This is a genomic window from Paenibacillus sp. Marseille-Q7038 (genome assembly GCF_965111595.1).
This window is the reverse complement of record NZ_CBCOOM010000001.1, coordinates 1,851,266-1,871,766: the sequence shown is the minus strand read 5'-3', so window position 1 is coordinate 1,871,766 and position 20,501 is coordinate 1,851,266. Positions and strand designations below refer to the sequence as shown.

At 40.6% G+C, this 20,501-nt stretch carries 15 protein-coding genes and 3 pseudogenes; 16 read left to right on the top strand and 2 right to left on the bottom strand.

Features of this window, described 5'->3' with window-relative positions:
• On the bottom strand, positions 1-420 hold the full coding sequence (locus tag ACWPWY_RS08910; protein WP_454192840.1) for a glycosyltransferase: 420 nt from the start codon (positions 418-420) through the stop codon (positions 1-3).
• A gap of 9 nt (positions 421-429) precedes the next feature.
• On the bottom strand, positions 430-1,020 hold the full coding sequence (locus tag ACWPWY_RS08905) for a hypothetical protein (protein WP_454191352.1): 591 nt from the start codon (positions 1,018-1,020) through the stop codon (positions 430-432).
• 203 nt (positions 1,021-1,223) lie between these two features.
• Between ACWPWY_RS08905 and ACWPWY_RS08900 the strand changes: the two genes are divergently transcribed.
• The 16 genes and pseudogenes from ACWPWY_RS08900 (at position 1,224) to ACWPWY_RS08825 (ending at position 20,487) form a co-directional block, all read left to right on the top strand.
• Positions 1,224-2,213, top strand: a complete 990-nt coding sequence (locus ACWPWY_RS08900) for a sugar phosphate nucleotidyltransferase (RefSeq protein WP_454191351.1) — start codon at positions 1,224-1,226, stop codon at positions 2,211-2,213.
• Entirely contained in the window at positions 2,210-3,502 is a 1,293-nt protein-coding gene (locus ACWPWY_RS08895; RefSeq protein WP_454191350.1) for a UDP-glucose dehydrogenase family protein, read from the top strand. Before ACWPWY_RS08900 ends, ACWPWY_RS08895 begins: the two co-directional genes overlap by 4 nt.
• 202 nt (positions 3,503-3,704) lie before the next feature.
• Positions 3,705-4,373, top strand: a complete 669-nt coding sequence (locus ACWPWY_RS08890; RefSeq protein ID WP_454191349.1) for a hypothetical protein — start codon at positions 3,705-3,707, stop codon at positions 4,371-4,373.
• Positions 4,374-4,595: 222 nt separating this feature from the next.
• Positions 4,596-5,939, top strand: coding sequence for an MATE family efflux transporter (locus ACWPWY_RS08885; protein WP_454191348.1), 1,344 nt, complete (start codon positions 4,596-4,598; stop codon positions 5,937-5,939).
• Between the two features lie 21 nt (positions 5,940-5,960).
• Positions 5,961-8,294, top strand: a complete 2,334-nt coding sequence (gene gshAB / locus ACWPWY_RS08880; protein WP_454191347.1) for a bifunctional glutamate--cysteine ligase GshA/glutathione synthetase GshB — start codon at positions 5,961-5,963, stop codon at positions 8,292-8,294.
• Positions 8,295-8,537: 243 nt separating this feature from the next.
• Entirely contained in the window at positions 8,538-8,966 is a 429-nt protein-coding gene (locus tag ACWPWY_RS08875) for a MarR family winged helix-turn-helix transcriptional regulator (RefSeq protein WP_454191346.1), read from the top strand.
• 226 nt (positions 8,967-9,192) lie between these two features.
• The gene (locus tag ACWPWY_RS08870) at positions 9,193-10,698 is read left to right on the top strand and encodes an MFS transporter (RefSeq protein WP_454191345.1); all 1,506 of its coding nucleotides are present in this window, start codon (positions 9,193-9,195) and stop codon (positions 10,696-10,698) included.
• Between the two features lie 129 nt (positions 10,699-10,827).
• Complete coding sequence (locus ACWPWY_RS08865; RefSeq protein ID WP_454191344.1) at positions 10,828-12,033, top strand: FAD-dependent monooxygenase; 1,206 nt, start codon at positions 10,828-10,830, stop codon at positions 12,031-12,033.
• Positions 12,034-12,113: 80 nt separating this feature from the next.
• Positions 12,114-12,874 (top strand): annotated as a pseudogene (locus tag ACWPWY_RS08860) (SDR family oxidoreductase).
• Positions 12,875-12,996: 122 nt separating this feature from the next.
• Positions 12,997-13,455: a LacI family DNA-binding transcriptional regulator gene (locus ACWPWY_RS08855; RefSeq protein WP_454192839.1), complete on the top strand. Its 459-nt coding sequence runs from the start codon at positions 12,997-12,999 to the stop codon at positions 13,453-13,455.
• Positions 13,434-13,696, top strand: a pseudogene (locus ACWPWY_RS08850) (TIM barrel protein); the annotation flags it as partial. The gene ACWPWY_RS08855 and the pseudogene ACWPWY_RS08850, both read left to right, overlap by 22 nt.
• A 114-nt stretch (positions 13,697-13,810) precedes the next feature.
• Entirely contained in the window at positions 13,811-14,911 is a 1,101-nt protein-coding gene (locus tag ACWPWY_RS08845) for a glycoside hydrolase family 88/105 protein (RefSeq protein ID WP_454191343.1), read from the top strand.
• Positions 14,912-14,961: 50 nt separating this feature from the next.
• On the top strand, positions 14,962-15,411 hold the full coding sequence (locus tag ACWPWY_RS08840) for a Gfo/Idh/MocA family oxidoreductase (protein ID WP_454191342.1): 450 nt from the start codon (positions 14,962-14,964) through the stop codon (positions 15,409-15,411).
• Positions 15,348-16,074 (top strand): annotated as a pseudogene (gene iolB / locus ACWPWY_RS08835) (5-deoxy-glucuronate isomerase). The gene ACWPWY_RS08840 and the pseudogene iolB overlap by 64 nt, the downstream one beginning before the upstream one ends.
• Before the next feature lie 302 nt (positions 16,075-16,376).
• Positions 16,377-18,626 (top strand): helix-turn-helix domain-containing protein, encoded by a 2,250-nt coding sequence (locus ACWPWY_RS08830; protein ID WP_454191341.1) that lies wholly within the window; start codon positions 16,377-16,379, stop codon positions 18,624-18,626.
• A gap of 271 nt (positions 18,627-18,897) precedes the next feature.
• Positions 18,898-20,487 (top strand): extracellular solute-binding protein, encoded by a 1,590-nt coding sequence (locus ACWPWY_RS08825; protein WP_454191340.1) that lies wholly within the window; start codon positions 18,898-18,900, stop codon positions 20,485-20,487.
• Positions 20,488-20,501: the final 14 nt, after the last annotated feature.

The following is a 20,501-nucleotide window of genomic DNA, read 5'->3' as shown; positions in this document are numbered from 1 at the left end:
TTATTTGTTCAACTCCTTATCTATAATCGCTTTTCTTTTACTCCACGAAGAATCTTTCCTTACTTTATATTTTTTCTTTTTGATTACCTTTTTGTAGAGTTTTAAAAAGTTATCTGTCATCACTTTATCTGAATAATATTTCTTGACATACAAGCGGCACGTTCTTGGAGAGGGATAAGATTTGCCACTCTTCACTTTGCGCGCCATCTCATTCACATTATTGCAGAGTAACTGCGGTAAGCCATGCATAACTTCAGGGATAGCCCCCGCTTTAAATGCAAGTACAGGTGTACCGCAAGCTAATGCTTCAATAAGAACTAAACCGAAAGGTTCATTCCAAGTAGAAGTGAATAGGACACAGCTTGCTTCAGATAACAGTTTCATTTTCTGAGCACCGCCAACAGGACCAATAAACCGGATCTTGTCATTTTAGTGAGGTTTAATTTGTTCATTAAAGTACTCTACATAATTGGGATTGTTATTAAAGGTCCCTGCGATAATCAGCTCTTTGCCTGTTTTTTGTGCGACTTCAACCGCAAGATGGACCCCTTTTCCGCTCATCATTCTGCCAATAAAGAGTAAGTAACCTTTTTTCTTCTTTTTATAAGGGTAGTCACTTAGACGAATTCCATTATGAACATAATAGCCTTTTTTATTGATGTCTCTTATTTTTTTGCTGACAAACACAGGGATTTGGCTTCCTGCTGCACTTTTAGAATGTGAATTACGGATGGTGGGAATAGGAGGATTAGATTTCGCTGCGATTCCATAGTGGTCATGAATGATATCTACATCAGATGGAGTGTTTTTAATGATAAATTCTAGTTGTTCTTCTTTATTATCTGTTGGATATTCAAACGTTTTCGTGGCACGAGTGTTCGATCCTTTTTTTGCAAAAAGAATGACTTCATGACCGCGATTAACTAGTTCCTCCGTAAGATAATAAACATCTCGCTGCGTGCCGCCGTAATCAATAGGTGGAACGGGAAGTGAATTTGTCGATACTTGAATGATTTTCAAAATAACTACGCCTCCTTTAACTAGCCGAAGCTAAGCCTTGCTACTCCACATTCTATGCCGATTGCTTTGGGAAGGAATGGGCCTTTTTAGAACCTATTAAACGAATGACTCTTTCTTATTTAAGGTACGAGAATCCAATCCAAAGCTATTTATTTTTCATAGAATACTGAGAATGTAGTAATTGAAAGGAGAGTGACGATCCTTTGAAAGGACTAATTTTATGTGCAGGAAAAGGAACCCGTTTATATCCGTTCACCATTTCTTATCCTAAAACATTGATTCCTGTAGCGAACGTCCCGTTGCTTCACGGATGTATTGATAAATTGATTGATCAAAACATAACCGAGATTGGGATCGTGATCCATCCTACTCAGGAATCTAGTATTAGAGAAAGTGTGCAAAAAATGAGCGGGCAAAATATCAATATTACGTATATCTATCAGCTCAAACCTGCCGGGATCGCAAATGCAATCTTGCAGGCGAAGGATTTTATTGGTCAGGCTTCCTTCATATTGCTATTAGGAGATAACTTAATCTCCACTTCACTCCAGATCCTCAAAGATCAAGTGGATACAGAGAAGAATGATGCTTCATTATTGTTAGCAGAAGTAGATTGTCCTCAAGATTATGGAATTGCCGAGGTGGCTGACTCGAAAATCATAAGATTAGAGGAAAAACCGCAAGAGCCTAAATCTAATCTGGCTGTTCTGGGTGCTTATGCGTTTTCATCATCCATATTTAAGGCGGCTGAATCGATCCAGCCATCTGCTAGAGGCGAATATGAGATCACGGACGCGATCCAGTGGCTGATTCAGGAAGGGTATCCCGTAGCTTATCACAAGACAGAAATACCCAGTATTGATGTAGGAACAGTGGAGAGATGGATTGCAGCCAACCGAAAAATGCTGAGAGAAATGCCATCTGAGAGCTATATTCATCCCTCCGTTATTGTAAAGAATAGCACCATTTTTGGACCCGTCTCCATCGAACAAAACAGTGTGATCGAAGATGCGGTTATAGGTCCTTATGTATCGATTGGAGAGAGCTCGACAATAAATGGCTGCACTATTCAGGACAGTATCCTCCTCAGTCATGTTCATATGAAGAAAATATCTCAGCCAATTCGGAAGATGGTGGTTGGCTCAGGTTCCGCTTGGGTCGGGATCGAACAAAAAGGAGAAGATCAAGGATGAATATACTAGTAATTGGCACAGGGTATGTGGGCACAACCACAGCCTTGGTGTTTGCCGAAATGGGATGGAAGGTAACGGGGCTAGACACAGATCAGCAGAAATTAGATCAGCTGCAGAAGGGTATCCTCTATTTTCATGAACCTGGCTTAAAGGAACTGCTTGTAAAGCATAATAATTCAGGTCAACTTCAATTCACTTCGAATAAGAAAGAAGCCATCCAAAACAATGACGTTATCTTTATTTGTGTTGGGACCCCTTCACGTCCGGACGGTAGTGCAGATCTATCCTATGTGAAACAGGTGGCAGAAGATGTGGCTTATCATATGAATGGCTATAAACTTGTTGTAAATAAAAGTACCGTTCCCGTGGGAACACAAGAAAAAGTTACGGAATGGATCTCGGAATCGAATAGACATGCACATCTCTATGATGTCGCTTCTAACCCTGAATTTTTACGTGAGGGGAAAGCACTGGAAGATTCGTTACACCCTGACCGTATTGTTATTGGAACGGAAAGTGACCAAGCCGCGAAAATGCTTCAGAAGCTGTATTCCTCCATGAAATGTGAAATGATTGAAACTACCCCGCGAACGGCCGAACTTATTAAATATGCCTCCAATGCATTCCTTGCCACCAAAATTTCTTATATGAATGAACTTTCCAGGTTAAGTGATCGACTGAGTGTAGATATCAAAGAGGTAGCCAAAGGCATGGGTCTCGATCTCAGAATTGGCTCAAGATTCTTGCAAGCTGGTATCGGCTACGGAGGATCCTGTTTTCCTAAGGATGTATCTGCTTTACAACAAACGGCAGAAGAGTTAGGAATGAAACTACAGATACTAGAACAAGTGGTCAACGTAAATAAAAGCCAATATGTATACTTGCTTGATAAAGCAAAGAATAGGCTCGGAGATTTTGCAGGGAAAAAGGTGGCTGTACTAGGTTTAGCATTTAAACCTGACACAGATGATATCCGTGAAGCTCCGGCACTTCGTTTGATTCAGGACTTACTCGATCAACAAGCCATCGTTCATCTATATGACCCAATCGCTAAACTACCCGCTGGTTTCTCGCATGAACATCTGACCGTTGTTCCTATGGCTGAAGATGTATTTAAAGAGGCAGATGTAGTATTCATATGTACCGAATGGACAATGTTCCAAGAACTAGACTGGAAATCATTATATCAGCAAATGAAACAGCCCAATCTTTTTGATGGACGGAATATGCTTGACGCAGAGAGCATGAAGTCATTAGGTTACTACTATGAGGGCATTGGTTATAAGTAGAGGACAAAAATAGCTATCACAGGAGTAAATACATTCTACTAATGATGTTCTTATAGGGACAAGAGCTTATGATACTAGCTGCCAATTTGGCGGCTTTTTACTTGTAAAACACGTAAACTAAATGTCATCTGAATGTAACTTTCATAGAAATGATCATGTTACTATGTGTATATGACAAATTATACCAGGAGAATGATGCGACATGAAAAAACGATGTAAGGTCATGATAGTGACATGTTCCGCTTTTCTATTGATATCCGGTTCTGCTGTCGCTATGACATCCTTGCCACAGATTTATATTAATAACGAGGAATATGCAAATTCCTATGGAAAATTAAAAATCGAAAAAGGTACGGCGATGATTTCTTTACGCACCATGGTGCAACTGTTTAAAGGAGAAGTGACATACAAAGACCACGGTATTTATATTACCCTTCCAGAAGCAACTCATTTAGCTAGACAGGTAGATGGTCTGATGAGGGGGCTTGTTGCAACAACACCGGAAGAAGCAGCAAATACATGGATTCGCGGAGTTCAGCGTAGAAGCGGTCCAACTCAGTATGCAGTGATGACTTCAGAATTGCAGAAAAAAACCAAACAAGAATTTGAAGATCATTCCTGGGTTACAGGCGGATCGAGTCCGCATATGGGAACGGTAACGAAGATGGATTTAAAAACCTTGTCAGCAGACAAAGTACAAATTTCATTTGCCTATCCGCTGGTCGTACCTGCAGATGGGACTATAGATTATGGGAAAGCAGTCCTCACTATTGTGAAAGCAGGTGACCCTGAATATTGGGCGATCTCGGAAATATCTTTGCAGGATCCTGGGGATACGGGTCTTATGATGGGTGCTAATCTGATTGATTAGTAGGTCAGCTTCTTCAATTGAAGAAGCTTTTTTCTTGTGGTATTCTTGATAATGCAAATCGTAATATAAATATGTAATTATATGCTCATCTCCTATGCTGTATGTAGAGAGGGAAGTAATGATTTTCGTAACCTCTCATTTTCGCGTAAAGAAATGAAATCGTTTTGTTTTGCCGATCCTTGTGATCGGTTTTTTATACTTGGAGGAAGGAGATACATAGGAATGAAAGGTACAAACGATTTAACTCAAGGTCCGATTATGTCAACATTAATGAAATTAGCGCTTCCTATTGTTGCGACGAATTTCATCTCCACCACTTATGGACTTGTGGATATGATCTGGGTTGGAAGACTTGGTAGCGGTCCCGTTGCAGCGATTGGTACAGCCAGTTTTTTTATTAATTTAGCCATTGCTTTATCAACCTTAATTACGATAGGTACCGGGATCAAAGTATCTCATTGTATGGGAGCGGGTCAGGAAGACAAAGCTAACTCTTATGTGAAAAATGGATTTGTGATGTCCGTTTTATTAAGTGTACTGTATATGATTTTTGTTTTTCTTACTCAGGACCAGCTGATTGGTTTCTTTGATCTAGGAAGTAGTGAAGTGGAACGAATGGCAAAGCAGTTTCTACTCATCTCTATTTTAGGGACTGTCTTTTCTATACTGAATACGTTATATGCAACGATATTAAATGCAATGGGGAACAGTAAACAACCATTTCGAATTTATACGATTGGACTCCTTTTGAATATTGTCCTAGACCCATTCCTCATCTTCGGTTTCGGGAGTTTTGAAGGTTGGGGGGTTGCAGGGGCTGCTATAGCGACATTGACAGCGAATATTGTTGTGACCCTGTTATTTTTCTTGCAGACTCGTCATTCTAATCTGGTTACCATTTCGCTTGCATGGAATACTCAGCTTTTAAAAGAAGTCATGCGCATGGGGGTACCGATCACGATCCAACGCGTTACTTTTACGATCATTTCGATTATTATTGCGAAATTAATTGTTCGTTTCGGAGCGGAAGCTATTGCTGTTCAAAAAGTAGGCATCCAAATCGAATCGATCTCTTATATGACGATTGGAGGTTTACAAGGTGCGATTGCGGCCTTTTTCGGTCAAAACTATGGAGCTCGTCGGATGGATCGTATCCATGAGGGTTATGCCAAGGCACTTTCACTGACTTCTGGATTTGGGATTGTTATTTCTCTTATTTTTATACTTTTTCCGCAACAACTGTTTTCTTTATTTTTATCAGATGCGAAGAGTCTAGCTCTCGGAGCGGATTATATGCGAATCTTAGGTTATTCTCAATTGTTTATGTGTCTCGAACTTATGACGGTGGGTGCATTTAATGGAATAGGCAAAACGCATATTCCGCCGCTTTTTAGTATCACTTTTACAGCACTAAGAATACCGCTTGCTATGATTTTGTCGGAACCTTTCGGTTTAAATGGGATATGGATGGCAATTGCACTAAGCAGTGTATTTAAAGGTTTGGTTCTCGTCTTTTGGTTTAGAAGAACTTTACGCAGAATGGCGGTTCCACAAACAGTGATCTAAAACAAGAAGGAAGGTACATTCATGAGATTACTAGATCATAAATTCATGCAAACAATAAGAGAACATTCCTTACAAGAAGAGTTGCTCCACGGTCGATTTGGACTAGAGAAAGAGAATGTAAGGGTAAATCAAGAGGGAAAACTTGCCTTAACTCCTCATCCTGAAGCTTTTGGTAATAAGCTGGAGCACCCTTATATTCAAACCGATTTTTCGGAAAGCCAAATGGAAATGATTACTCCCACTTTTAAATCAATAGAGGAAGCTTACTATTTTTTAGAAGCACTGCAAGATATCATTTCTCACGAATTAATGGAGAAGGGGGAATATTTGTGGCCGAGCAGTAATCCCCCTATGCTGCCAAAAGAAAATGAAATTCCGATCGCGCAAATGAACGATCCAATTGCGGATGAATATCGTCATGAGCTAGCAGATAAATATGGGCGGAAACGCCAGCTGCTTAGCGGAATTCATTATAACTTTTCGTTTGAAGAACGTTTTCTCCGCAAATTGCACCAAATCGAAGGCGGCAGCGAAGAATACAAATTATATAAAGATGCAGTTTACTTCAAAGTAGCACGTAACATGCTTCGGTACCGCTGGATGCTGATCTATTTAACGGGGGCAAGCCCTGTGTTTGATAAGACCTATATGGATATTTGTGTAGCAACAGGACATTCCGATGATAACGAAAGCTATTATTTTCCCAATATGAACTCACTGCGAAATAGTTCATGTGGCTACCGAAATACAAAACCGATGAGGGTTTCTTATGATTCTGCTAAGGATTATGTCCATGATCTAAATGAGTTGATTCAGAAAGGTGAATTACTGAGTGTAAAAGAATTTTATAGCCCGGTTCGTATCAAAACGGCAACAGGCGTAGATCCGCTGCAAGAACTTCTGGAAGAGGGAGTCGCTTATTTGGAACTGCGATTTATTGATTTAAACCCGCTTCATAAGAATGGGATTAGCATCGAAACCCTTAGACTTATTCATTTGTTCTTGATCTTTATGTTGCTGAAGAAGGACGAGCCGTTTAGCGAGCAGGATCAAGAAATGGCTGATTTGAATCATGATCAGTTAATTACAAATGGGTTGGATGGTCATTTACATGATGTAGAGGACAGTAATAAATGGATGAAAGAGACTGCGCTCACTTGCATAGATGAAATGGAAGAGATGGTGGCTCTTTTGTTCCCTAAGAAAGAGATGTATGTACAGATTCTAGAGAATGCAAAACGAAAAATTAGGCATCCAGAACTTAGTGCTGCTTCGATCGTGAAGTCTGAAATCCAAAAATGTTCGTACCTTACGTATCATCTTGAAAAAGCCAAAGAGTATGCGGAGCAGAGTGTTTCAACCGGATATCGTTTTTCTGGATATGAGGATCTTGAACTATCTACTCAACTGCTTCTAAAAGCAGCGGTAAAACGCGGGATAAAGTTTGAACTACTCGACCGAGAAGAAAACTTTGTTGTACTAACAAAAGGGAATCATAAGGAATACGTGAAGCAAGCGACTAAGACCTCGTTAGACTCGTATAGCACAGTGTTAATAATGGAAAATAAGGTCGTTACTAAGGCTGTACTATCTCAGCATGGTATACGTGTTCCGTCCGGCGAAGTGTTTCAAAGTTTAGAGGAAGCGAAACAATCGTATGAAATGTACCGAGGTAAACCCATCGTGATTAAGCCGAAATCGACCAATTTTGGACTCGGTATCACTATTTTTAACGAAGATTATTCAAGAGAAGACATGGATAAAGCTTTCGAGATCGCTTTTGCGCATGACCGAACTGTTCTTCTTGAAGAATTCATGACAGGGAAAGAATATCGTTTTCTTGTGATGGGGGACGAGGTTGTTGGGGTGCTGCACCGCGTTCCTGCAAATGTCGTCGGAGACGGTATTCATACGATAGAGGAATTAGTTCATGAGAAGAATAAAGACCCACTCCGGGGACGAGGATATAAGACACCTTTGGAGAAGATCCAGCTCGGAGATTCAGAAGAGATGTTCCTGAAGAATCATAATAAAGGGTGGTACGATATTCCTGCAAAAGGGGAAGTCGTATACCTAAGAGAAAACTCGAATATCAGCACGGGTGGAGATAGCATCGATTTTACGGATGAGGTAGATGAAAGCTATATGCGGATTGCAATTCAATCGGCGAATGCTGCCGGTGCTACGATCTGCGGAGTTGATATGATGATTGATGATGTTTATGTTCAAGCGACAGACTCTAATTACAGCGTTATCGAAATCAACTTTAATCCTGCGATTCATATTCACTGCTACCCTTATAAAGGAATGAATCGGAAGGCGAATGAAAAAGTGCTTGATCTGCTGTTTAATTAGGATTAACAGTAATTTGTATGAAATTGACTTTAATATGTAAACTATGAATCCAGTAATATTATCCCCTTCAAGCTTCAACTTGTAAAACCTCATGTTATCATGAAGAGATAATTGAACTTGGAGGGGAATAAATGAAACCTAATCTTGTACCCTGAGTTTGAATATGACACAATAACGATAACGAATGATGAGAGAAAGAATTTAATCTTCATCAACTACACGCTTATAAATGAGGGATTAACCATGAAACATGACCCAATTCAAACTATTGAGCACGAGATCGCTTTGCTAGTACGTCTTACAACTGCTTATAAACCTCGTTTGGGAGTTCTTGATCGTTCTGAGTATCTTCTGCTTAGCGAACTGGATAACTATAGCCCGCTAGCGATGAACATCCTTGCTGAGAAATTACAACTTAGCCTTTCCACTGCAAGCAGACAAGTTGCAACGCTAGAAACAAAACATTTAATTCAGCGCTTTCCAGATCCTCATAATGGCCGAATTAGCCTATTGGAGATTACGGAGGAGGGGAAAGAAGTGCTGAATAGGGTTCAGAGCGCTAGGTATGCAGTATATGAAAAGGTACTTCAAGATTGGACAAATGATGAATTGAAAACTTTAGAAGCTAATTTGCTGCGCTTAAATCAAGATTTCAAAAGATGGAATAAATAATCTACATACAAATCAAATCTTGTTATTGGATAATTTTAGTGATTGATTTATGGATGCGAAGTTGTATAATATATACTTACTCGCTTAACTTGTAATATACAACTTGTATGTTACAAGTACATAAAGTGAGTTATTTCGATGTAGGAGGGTTCCATTTTATTCATTGAGCTAATCTTTTCTTTTCCTATTAGGTTAGGGCTCGTTAGACAACTAGAGGAGGACATACATGAGTCAAACCAATCATACATTGACAACCAATCCAAAGAAATTAAGTATTCCTAAATACATAATTATGTCGATTCTTACTATTTTTTCGATTGGACCGCAATATTTTCTTAATCTTTCCTATACTGTTGGACAAAGTGTTATTCAGAACGGGCTTCATCTGAGTTCGAATGAGATGCTTATTCCTTCAAGTTTATCCAGTCTTGCTTTTGCACTCGGAATACCACTCGGACGTGTTTTCTCTAAAAAATTCGGTCTGAGAAACTTCTATCTTAGCCTTGTGTTTGTTTTTTTGTGTGGGACGATTATCGATGCATTTTCCTATAATGTAACCACTTTGATCATCGGGAGAAGTATACAAGGGCTTAGTGCAGGGATGTTGTTTCTAACGATCCTGTCTGCTAAATTCCTTTCATTTCCTAACCATTTACGTCAGTTCTTTTTGTTCTCAGTCGTTGTGGGACTTTTTGGTGCATCAGCCATTGGAGCGATATTTGGTACGATATCCTTAAGCACGGATGCTTGGCGCTGGCTGTACATTATTAATATATTTTGCTCTATACTCTGTCTCTGTGTTGGTTTTGTTACATTACCTAAACAAGAAGCAGAACAAAAAGAAAAAATAGTGATCAATAAAAACGGACTTTTCTTCTTAGGTCTTCTGACGGTAGCCTTAGCTTTTCCCATACTCACTTTACAAGAAAAAGGTTTTTATTCCGTGTATGTGTGGCCTTTTCTCGTTATTGCCATAATTCTTATGGTGCTTCTATTCAAAAGTGATCGTCGGAATGATTTTCCTATTGTGCCGATTCGTGCTTTAGCCCAGCCCAAGGCTGTGTTTGGTACAATGATGGCTGTAGCGGGACATATCTCCCTAATTGTTATCTTTGTGGGGGTTAATGGATACATGCGAACGATTAAAAACGTTTCGTTCATCGACTTCACTTATTTTTATTGCTGTTTCTTTATCGGCATTGTCGTATCCGCTATTTTATGCGCTCTATTCTTCGATAAGTGGGGAGCAGGAATTCTGGGAATTGTAGGTTCCATCCTCACGGTTATCGTGAGTATAAAATGGACCTCGATACAGCCTGAAGCATCCCTGATTGGGCTTAATCTCGAAATGGCTTGTTTAGGATTTGGTCTCAGTATGACCTTTATATCCGGGGCAATAGGAACTCTTTTTGCAGGGAATGCACATCAAGCATCCAGCCGATCTGCTTCACTGCACACGATTAGAAACTATGTCGGTGCCATTTTTGCACCGTTCCTTGGGTGGTTCCTCTATCGATTGAATGCAAATCAATATGAAAAACAGATAGGGCTGCTTAGTCAAGTCGATGCCGCAGCAGATATAAATGCCAAAAAGGCAGCAATACTTAGCGCTTACCATGGCCTATTCACGATACTGCTTATCTTAGGTATCATTATGTTAATTGCATCGATAGGGAAAATGGCAACCGGTAAAGGTCATGCTTTAGTAAAAAAAGAGAAAACGACCGTTTAATCTTGCCATCGAGGCGAAGGACTTCTAAGTTCTTCGTCTTTTTTCATATATGATATTCCATGTGTAAAGATGTTAAAGTGAAGATAACGGATAAAGCCACACGGAAAACAAGGAATGTTGGGAGCAAATATGATGAGTGAACATAGGAACACAACCGTATGTATCGTTGGTGGAGGACCTTCAGGGTTGCTATTAGGTCTCTTGTTAGCTAAGCAAGGAATCCATGTGACCGTGCTGGAGAGCCAAGCCAATTTCGAACGTAAATTCAGAGGCGAAGTGTTGCAACCTCGATTCATTCGCTTAATGAAACAATTAGGGCTGGATCACCATCTGTACCAGTATGAACATATAAAGCTGTTAACAGGAGAAATTTGGAGCGAGAATAAACTGATTTCGTCTATTAATTATGAAGTGGATACGCCAGAAGTGCCTTTTTCCGTACGAATGAAGCAGTCGATATTACTCCAAGCGCTATATGATGAAGCTATAAAGAATGAACATTTCCACATGATTTTCAATGCCAGAGTGAAGACGTTAATCACAGAGGGTGACAAGATAAAAGGGGTGGTTGCCCTTATAGAGAAACAAGAATTTCGAATGAGTGCTGATTTGACGGTAGGTGCAGACGGACGTTTTTCAACCATTCGAAAACAGGGCGAGTTTACTTACAAATATAAGACGCACGATTTTGATATGATTTGGTTCATCGTACCCATCGAGGAAGAGCGGCATAAAGATATTTTTTTTAGAGTAACTACTTTACGTAATTTCATTGTTGTACCAAAGTCGAAGGACGAACTACAAATCGGATTTACAGTGAGAAAAGGGGAATGGGAAGGAACGAAGCAGAGGGGGATCGATGTTCTCTTAGAAGAGCTAATTAGCGTATTTCCTGATTTACAAGAACCGCTGCGAAAGATGACTGATGTCCAGTCTTTTGTGACGTTAAAAGCCGATGTATTCTTTGTTGAACAATGGTATAAAAAAGGATGTGTATTAATTGGGGATGCTGCTCATTGCTCTTCTCCAGTGGGCGCCATTGGCATTTCTTTGGCAGCAGAGACAGCAGCCGTATTAGCGGATTTAATTCATTCGTCTATACAAGATGAGGATCTCGAATTTAGAGAAGTAGAGTCTTTAACTGCTTTACGAACGAAAGAAGTAATGATGGTCCACCGAATGCAAGGGCTGATCACAAAGGCGATTATTAAAGCTCCAAAATGGACGAAAAAATGGGTGATAATTGCTGCACCGCTCCTTTCAAAAACGAAATTATTCCAACTGGCAAAGCGGAAGTTCTTATTAGGGAAGTCAATAGATCGTTTAGGCAATTAGCATCTTCTTTGTTGACAAACATTCAATACCTTCTATAATTTAAATGAACAAGTGTTCAATAAATGGTTGGAGGGATTGTCATGCGTTTGAAAGGTAAAGTTGCGGTCGTCACCGGAGCAGCATCAGGTATGGGAAAAGCAATTGCAGAGTTATATGCGAAAGAGGGAGCAAGCGTTGTTGTGTCAGACCTGAACATCGAAGGTGCCGAAGTGGTTGCAGCAGGTATTCAAGCCAATGGCGGAAAGGCAATTGCTGTAAAAACCAATGTTGCCGACCAGAACGATATTAATGAAATGATCGATACGGCAGTTAACGAATTTGGAACACTTGATATTTTAGTGAACAACGCAGGTATTATGGATAATATGGGTCCAGTCGGTGATGTTACCGATGAGAGCTGGGATTTAATTTTTGATGTTAATACGAAAAGCGTGATGCGCGAAATCCGTAAAGCACTTCCGATCTTTTTGGATAAAGGAAAAGGAATAATTATAAATACAGCTTCAACAGGCGGCTTTAGCGGAGCTCATGCGGGTGCAGCTTATACAGCGTCCAAGCATGCCGTTATTGGGATTACGAAAAATACGGGTTTTATGTATGCACAGAAAGGTATTCGCTGTAATGCGATTGACCGGGTGCTACAATGACTAATATTTCTTCAACTATGAAGAACGTGAACGAGTTTGGAGCTTCGAGAACAAAAGTTACACAAGGCGCGATTCCTCGCATTGGACAAGCAGAAGAAATCGCTGGGGTCGCTCTATTTCTTGCATCGGATGAGTCGAGCTTCGTAAATGGTGCGGTCATTACTGCGGATGGTGGCTGGACAGCAGGTTTCTAATCAGCTAAAAAGAATTCTAAATACGTAAAGGGCTGCGGGCATAAATGCTTGCAGCCTTTATTCTAGTTAAAGAAATATTTTTCTATAAGTAAATTAATTTTTTATAATAACAAAAACGAGCCATACTGCCAAAAAAAGTATTAAATAACAATGGCCGAATCAGCGATAAAACGAGGAAAAAGGTCGCCGCTATTATGGATAGGCTGAATTGCCAGCCAAGTAGGGTAGCTTCCGCTCTGACCAGCCAAAAAACGGGAACCATCGGGCTGATGGTTCCCGATATAGCGAATCCTTTTTTTGCGGAGGCGGCTCGACATTTTGAGGATCATGCTCAGAGTACAGACCATGATCTTATGATCTGCAGCACGGATCGTGATGACGCCATAGCTAGTCGTTACATATCACTTTTACAGCGTAAACGGATTGATAGGTTAATTATCGCTTCCCATATAGGAAAAGTAGAGTTAATTCAGAGTCTGCTTACAGACAGGGTGCCGACGGTGCTTTTCTCTGCTGATATTCCTTCGATTCAAGTCAACAGCGTAACTGTGGATGACACCGTATTCATCATGTCCATTTAAAGGATATCCGTAACGAAACGTTGAATCGGGTGAAAGAAGAAGGACTCAGCTTTCTTCAAGCTGTAAAAGCGGGTGCATTTACCGTTCCAGGAGATGGTTCCATCGATTCTGGGCCTGTGTTTACCACATTAGCTTCATCCGGTTATAAGGGATGGCTTATCGTTGAGGCTGAGCAGGATCCAGCACTTACAGACCCGCTTTTAAAGCCCGGCGTTACATCAAGAATACCAGTGGACTTTAGAAATAATCTGTATCTAGAAAAGGACAGCTGAAAGAAAGGGAAAGAAGAGGTTTTAAAATGTTTGTTACTTCAGCCTCCCGGATCAAGCACGGGAACGATAAGGAGAAGCATGGGATGGAAAAAAATGAACTGATCATGAAGCTAAATCAGATTACAGAAAGATTAGTAAATCTAGATCGTCCTTCCAACGAAAACGCGCTGCAGCAACTTGGAGAATCCGCAAGCCGGCGAGGGTATTTTCCCCGAGATTTTGGAATGGAGGAATGGGATTGGCCTCAGGGTGTGGGTTTATATGGATTAAAGAAAATCGGTGATTTCTTCCAAGATGATCGCTTCGCTAATTATGCCAAACCTTGGATGAACAAACAGCTGACCAAGGGCCTGCCTAGTCGAAATATTAATACAACCATACCGCTGCTATCTCTTATGGATCTCGATATAGCGGAAGAGCTCAGTCTTGAATGGATCGATTGGTTGATGAATGGATTACCGCGCACGGAAGAAGATGGGTATCAACATGTAACGACTGGGGCGTCATCTCAAGAGGTTGAACTCCACGATAACGAAATTTGGGCAGACACTATGTTTATGGCAATCTTGTTTACGGCCAAAATGGGCGTCAAATATGACAATTCACATTGGCGTCAGACGTCACTTCATCAGCTGCTACTGCACATTAAGTATTTATATGATAAAAAAACAGGTCTATTTTACCATGGGTGGCACTTTACAGGCAGACACAATTTTAGTGAAGCTTTCTGGTGCCGCGGAAATAGCTGGTTTACGCTGGGACTCCCGGAATATTTAAGTCTTATGCAACCTTACTTAGACGAAGGTATCTATCATTATTTGCAGCAGACTTACTGTTCACAAGTCGAGGCGCTGCTCTCATTACAGCATGAGAGCGGATTGTGGCACACAATTCTAGATGATCCGAAAAGCTATACGGAAACATCAGGTTCGGCAGCCATTGCAGCGGGGATGTTACTCGGCGTTCGTCAAGGTCTGCTTCCTGACTTCTATGCAGAGTCGGCTCTAAAAACAGTTCGCAGCGTCATTGAAAGGATTGATGAAGTTGGAATAGTTCAGGGTGTTTCGGGCGGAACGCCAATAGGTGCTGTAAAGAAAGATTATCAAGAAATCATAATAGCACCAATGGCATATGGTCAGGCGCTAGCCATTGTATTGCTCGGAGAAGCTCTATATTTCTGTTAACGCAGGTTACCGTATTCCATATTTATCTATAGAGGAGGATCATGTAATCGATGATAAATAGAATCGGAGTCGGCGTTATAGGTGCCGGACGGATCGGTAGACTGCATGCAGAAAATCTTCGCAGATTACCTGGGTTTTCTCTAAGAGGTATTGCAGACATGGTGATTACTAATGAATTAATGGAATGGACGGAAGAAAGGGAGCTAGATTCTATACTCAGAGATGCCGAAGCAATATTAAATGATGCGAAAATTGCGGTTGTTTTTATATGTACACCAACGGATTCGCATGCAGACTGGATCAAGCGGGCAGCGATGGCTGGAAAACATATATTTTGTGAAAAGCCAATAAGCCTGTCAAATGCGGAAACGGCTGAGGCGCTTCAAATCGTAAAGGAAGCAGGTGTAAAGCTTCAGGTTGGTTACAACAGGGGCGCATCTTATCCGTTACTCCGGAAAGTGCTGGATGGAAGTATGTCGGATTTGAAGTTTACCGGCTAAAGGCCGGCAGTAAACTATCCCGTTTCACTACAGAGAATGAAGCATGTCTCGTTCTACTTTCCGGGAAAGCAGACGTGCTGGCAGGAGAAGAAAAGTTCGAGGGGATCGGTATGCGGATGTCCATGTTTGAAGGAATTCCGCCCTATGCAGTATATGTATCCGCGGGAAAGGCTTATGAGGTAGAAGCTCTAACGGAAGTTGAACTAGCGGTATGTTTAGCTCCTGCCAAGGGAGAATATTCCTCTAGACTGATCCATCCATCTGAAGAAGTGGTAGAAGATCGCGGATCTGGTAGTATGTCGCGCAAGGTAATAAACATTTTGCCAGAGCAGAAAGAAACCGAGATTTTGCAGGTCGTTGAAGTGTATACGGATGGAGGAAATTGGTCTAGCTATCCCCCTCATAAGCATGATCAAGACAATTTACCGCATGAATCTTATTTAGAAGATACTTACTATCACCGTATTCATCCAATCTCTTGACGAAACACTAGCAGTTACCGACAGTAGTGTAGTGCTTGTCCCAGAAGGATATCATCCGGTATCTGTACCACCAGGCTATCATTCCTACTATCTAAATGTAATGGCTGGGCCAATACGAACCTGGGTATTTCATAATGATCCAGATCACGAGCACCTTTTTTCTTCACGTCCCCAAGATTAAAAGCGAAATGGTTATGTCATAAAGGAGTGACCTCTGATTCTGAGAAGGTAAGTAATATCGGAGGTCTAATTGAATGTATTTTTTAGGCCTCAGATGCTAAATGCAGTCTGGGGTATTTTGCAATATACAATAAGGGATCTGAAACCATTGAAATAATGGGATTATAAGTAATAATTATGATATAATTACTAAATTGACGAAAGAAAATGCTGGATTGAATTGAGGAAAATATAAGAACATCAGATTTTTATCCTTGGCTATCTTATAGCGAAAAATTTTGCAAGGGTGAGGAGCTGTTGCTATTGTCTCGTACATGGTACCATCGCTTACTTCTTTCTTACTTTCCTATTTTTCTTTTAACGGTGACAATTCTGATCTTTATCTCCTTCATTTTTGTTAATGACATTTCCCAAATGGAAACTAAAAAAGCGGACCGAATAGCTACTAACTATTTAGCCGACAGTATAGACAGGGCTATAATGGAAACGGAATTATCTGTACTGGAAACAGTGGAAAGTACTTCGGCATATAAGAGCTATTTTAATAATCATGGTCCTTCGGATACGCAACTTATGTATACAATTGCTCAAAGTCTTCGGAATATAACCGATAGTTCCTCTCTGATTCAGTCCGTATATTTGTACGACATGAAAAATGAAAGCGTTTTAACTTCTGCAGGAGTAAAAGAAATCGCCGGATTTTCTGATGGAGACTGGATTGATAAAATAAAGAAAGGTGAAAAGCTTTCAGGATGGCAGCAAGTAAGAGAATATGACGCAGGGTCCATACAGCGTACTCCAGTTCGTGTTATGACCATAAATAAAGGAATGCCTTTGCCTTTTGGTGCCGAAGGTGTCCTTGTAATCAATGTTAAGATGAGTGGTATTGAGCAGATCGTCGACAGCATGGTGAATGGACAGCTTTCTTTCCTGACCATTCGCGACCGTCATGAAAATATTGTTTACCAGTCCCACGCCGAGAGAGAGAATGCAGAAGGGAAAGTATTAAATTCCCTTGAGCTGGAAAGGCTCGGCTGGCACTTTTCCAGTGGGATTAAGGCAGGAAAACTGTTTGGATGGGTTTCTGTTATTTCCTACTTGTGGATAGCCATTGCTGTAGGCACTGTGCTATGTGCGATTATTTATTTTGTCTACATTACGCGCCGCAATTACAAACCGATTCAAGTTATCATGAACCGAATTGAAGCCCACCAAATCCGGTCTATCGACCTTTCTGAATCTAATACGGACGAAATGAAGTTCATTGATGGAGTATTAGAGAATCTGATTAACAATATGTCAGACTACGATAAGAAGAAGAACGAAAATCTTCTGTTGCAGCGGAGTAAGCTGTTCACTGATTTGCTGCAAGGAGAAAAGCTAGACAATGCGCTTTTACGGTTAGATCAGCTGTCTCCATTTAGTAACGTTGAACCTTCTTCGCGTTTTGCTGTCGTTGTCAGCGAGATAAACCATTATGAGAAGGTATTTGAGGAACGATACACAAGAGGCGAGCAGAATACTCTTAAATTTGCTCTTATGAACGTCTTTCAGGAACAAGCACGAGGCACGAAGTTACAAGGGTGGACCGAATGGGTCGGTTCCCATCGGTTTGCTATTATCTTCCTTGTATCTGACAGTAATGAAGAAATGACAGAAAAGCTTCGACAGGTAGCAGAAGACTGTCAGTGTTGGGTAGAGCAAAATCTGCGCATTTCACTTCGTTTTGGTATGGGTCCTGTAGCCGAAGGCGTAGCCTCAATCCAATCGTCTTATGAAGCGGCTGATTCCGCTATGCAGTACAAACTGCTAAGTAACGATAAGATTGCGTTAGGCGGAGACGTAGGTTCTTCTCAGCAACTGATTGACACGTATACTTATTTGCAAATGATTGCTGAATTTGTGAAACAGTTTCGAATGTCGAGCGGCAATTGGAGGAATCAGCTTGAGGGCATATTTTCAATGTTTGAAAGGCAATTTTTACCAGACGATCATATTAGATCATTAATTAAGGCGATGCTCCAAATGTTAAGCAGGGAAGTAGCCATGATGTCCGAACAGTTGGAGGAAGAGTTGTCTGCGGAAAGTATTGAAAATCGGCTAAAGCAGTTGGAAGATGCAGAAACGCTGGATTCCATCAAAACACTGCTGTTTGACTATCTAACAGATTTATTTCGCACGTATATTTCTGTTAATGAAACGAAGAGTTATCGGGCTATGGTTAATGAAATGAAAAATTATATTGAAGAGAATTTTTCTAATCCGGACTTATCACTGAAGTATTTGAGTGATCGGTTTCATATGTCAGGAAAATACGCTAGTTACTTATTTAAGAGCGAATTTGATATGAAATTTGTTGATTTTCTGGCGGATTTAAGAATGAAGGAGTCTGAAAAATTACTGCTTGAGACAGACAATTCGCTTCAGGATATTGCAATAAAAGTAGGCTATGCTAACTCTATTACATACGGACGCGTGTTTAAGCGGGTTGTTGGCATTACACCGGGTGATTTCCGCAAAATAAACCGGCAGAGATCTCTTTCGGAACAGTGATGGGGGATCTGGTCTATGATTTAGGAACGCATTAGTGCATGATTCTCATACTGGAGAATCTTAAGCAGTAATGCTTTTTTTATATCTCCGTATTAGATTAACAGTCATACGAATTCAGTTTATGAAGTGAACACTGCCCTTACGAAAATGGTCTGAGGGATAAACTGTATGTCTTATTTGGGCTGGATCTTCTAAACGAAACAAGTTTATTGTCAGAATGCTAAGGGCTATGAAATACTTTGAATACATGAAAGAAAAAGGAGATGGGACAATGACTATTAAATCACATCGAAGAATATTTAAAAAAGTGATGGGATTGACCTTGACAGCAATACTAGTCATTTCTCTGCTAGCCGGATGTACCTCTGGAGCGAGTGAAGAAAGTGCAGGGGATGGAAAACGAGTCAAGTTAAAGGTGGAAGTATTTGATCGCGGCAGCAGCCCAGCACCCTATACAATTACAAACAACTTTTTAACAAAATTAGTTCAGGAGAAATTCGGCGATCCCAATAATATAGATGTCGAGTTTTTTCCGATTCAGCGATCTGAGGAGATTACAAAGTTGAATGTACTAATGGCAAGTAATAACGACGTTCCTGATATTGTTTTTGTGTACGACTCCAGCGTGTTTTATCGCTATGCTCAGCAGGGTGGCTTAACCGATGTTGGAGAACTCCTTGATGAACACGGACCTAACCTTAAAAAGTTTCTAGGAGAAGATACATTGAAGTTTGGTCAACTTGATGGCCAGCAGTTTGCTATACCAGGAAAACGAGCGATTACAGGTCGTTATAGCTCATACATTCGTAAGGACTGGTTGGACAAATTAGGACTCCCTGTGCCGACTACAACGGATGAATTATATACAACTTTGAAAGCGTTTAAAGAAAAAGATCCGGGGGGTCTTGGAAGTAAAAATATTCCGATGGGAATGGCACTTGCCCCCGCACAGTTTGAAACTCTGATTTATTCCTTTATTAAACCCGTGAGCGGAGACCTGACCTATGGACAGCGCTATGAGTTGCCGCTCCATGAGGGCTTCAAAGATGCGATGAAGTTTTTAAACAAGTTATATAACGAAGGTCTGATCAGCAAGGACTTCAGTTTGGATGAAGATAAAACGCAATTAGGTAAGGATATTCAGAACGGAAACATCGGCTATTGGTCAGAAGATGTGGATGTTTTATTTTACGCAGACGGAACTTTAGACAATCTATACAAAAATGTAGAAGGCAGAGAAGTGCTTCCTGTTGATGTGTATACTAACGCGAATGTAGACAATAAGCATATGAAGTCTCGCTATGGAACAAATGGGATGTACATCATGATTCCGAAGAGCAGTAAGCGAGCGGCAGAAGCAATTAAGTATTTAGACTGGATGGCTTCTGATAACAATTTAATAGATATTTACAGTGGTGTCGAAGGAGAAAATTATGACCTGGTTGATGGAATTCCTGTGGTCAAGTCTAACGTTTCTCAAGAGTTCACCGATCGTCTCTTTAATGCAGGTGATACGGCCATCATCTCGAATGGAAAAAATATCGGTGATCAGGCTATGAATGAAAAAGCATGGATTATGGGATTCCCTAAGCAAAATCAGGATTTACTACGGCAATCCATCGATATTGCAAATACCGACACAGTAGGACCCCTCATATTTGGAAAGCCAATTGATGCGGAGTCGAAATATGGAACAGCACTTAAAGATAAGCTAAATGTCATTATTGTAAAGACGGCGATGGCTAAGCCCGATGAATTTGAAAAAGTATACGAACAAGAGATAAATGATTATATGTCTCTTGGTGGTGCGGAGTTAAAAAAAGAGTTAGAAGAAGCGGTTCAGGAATTATCAGCACAGTAAAATTAATCAAAGAA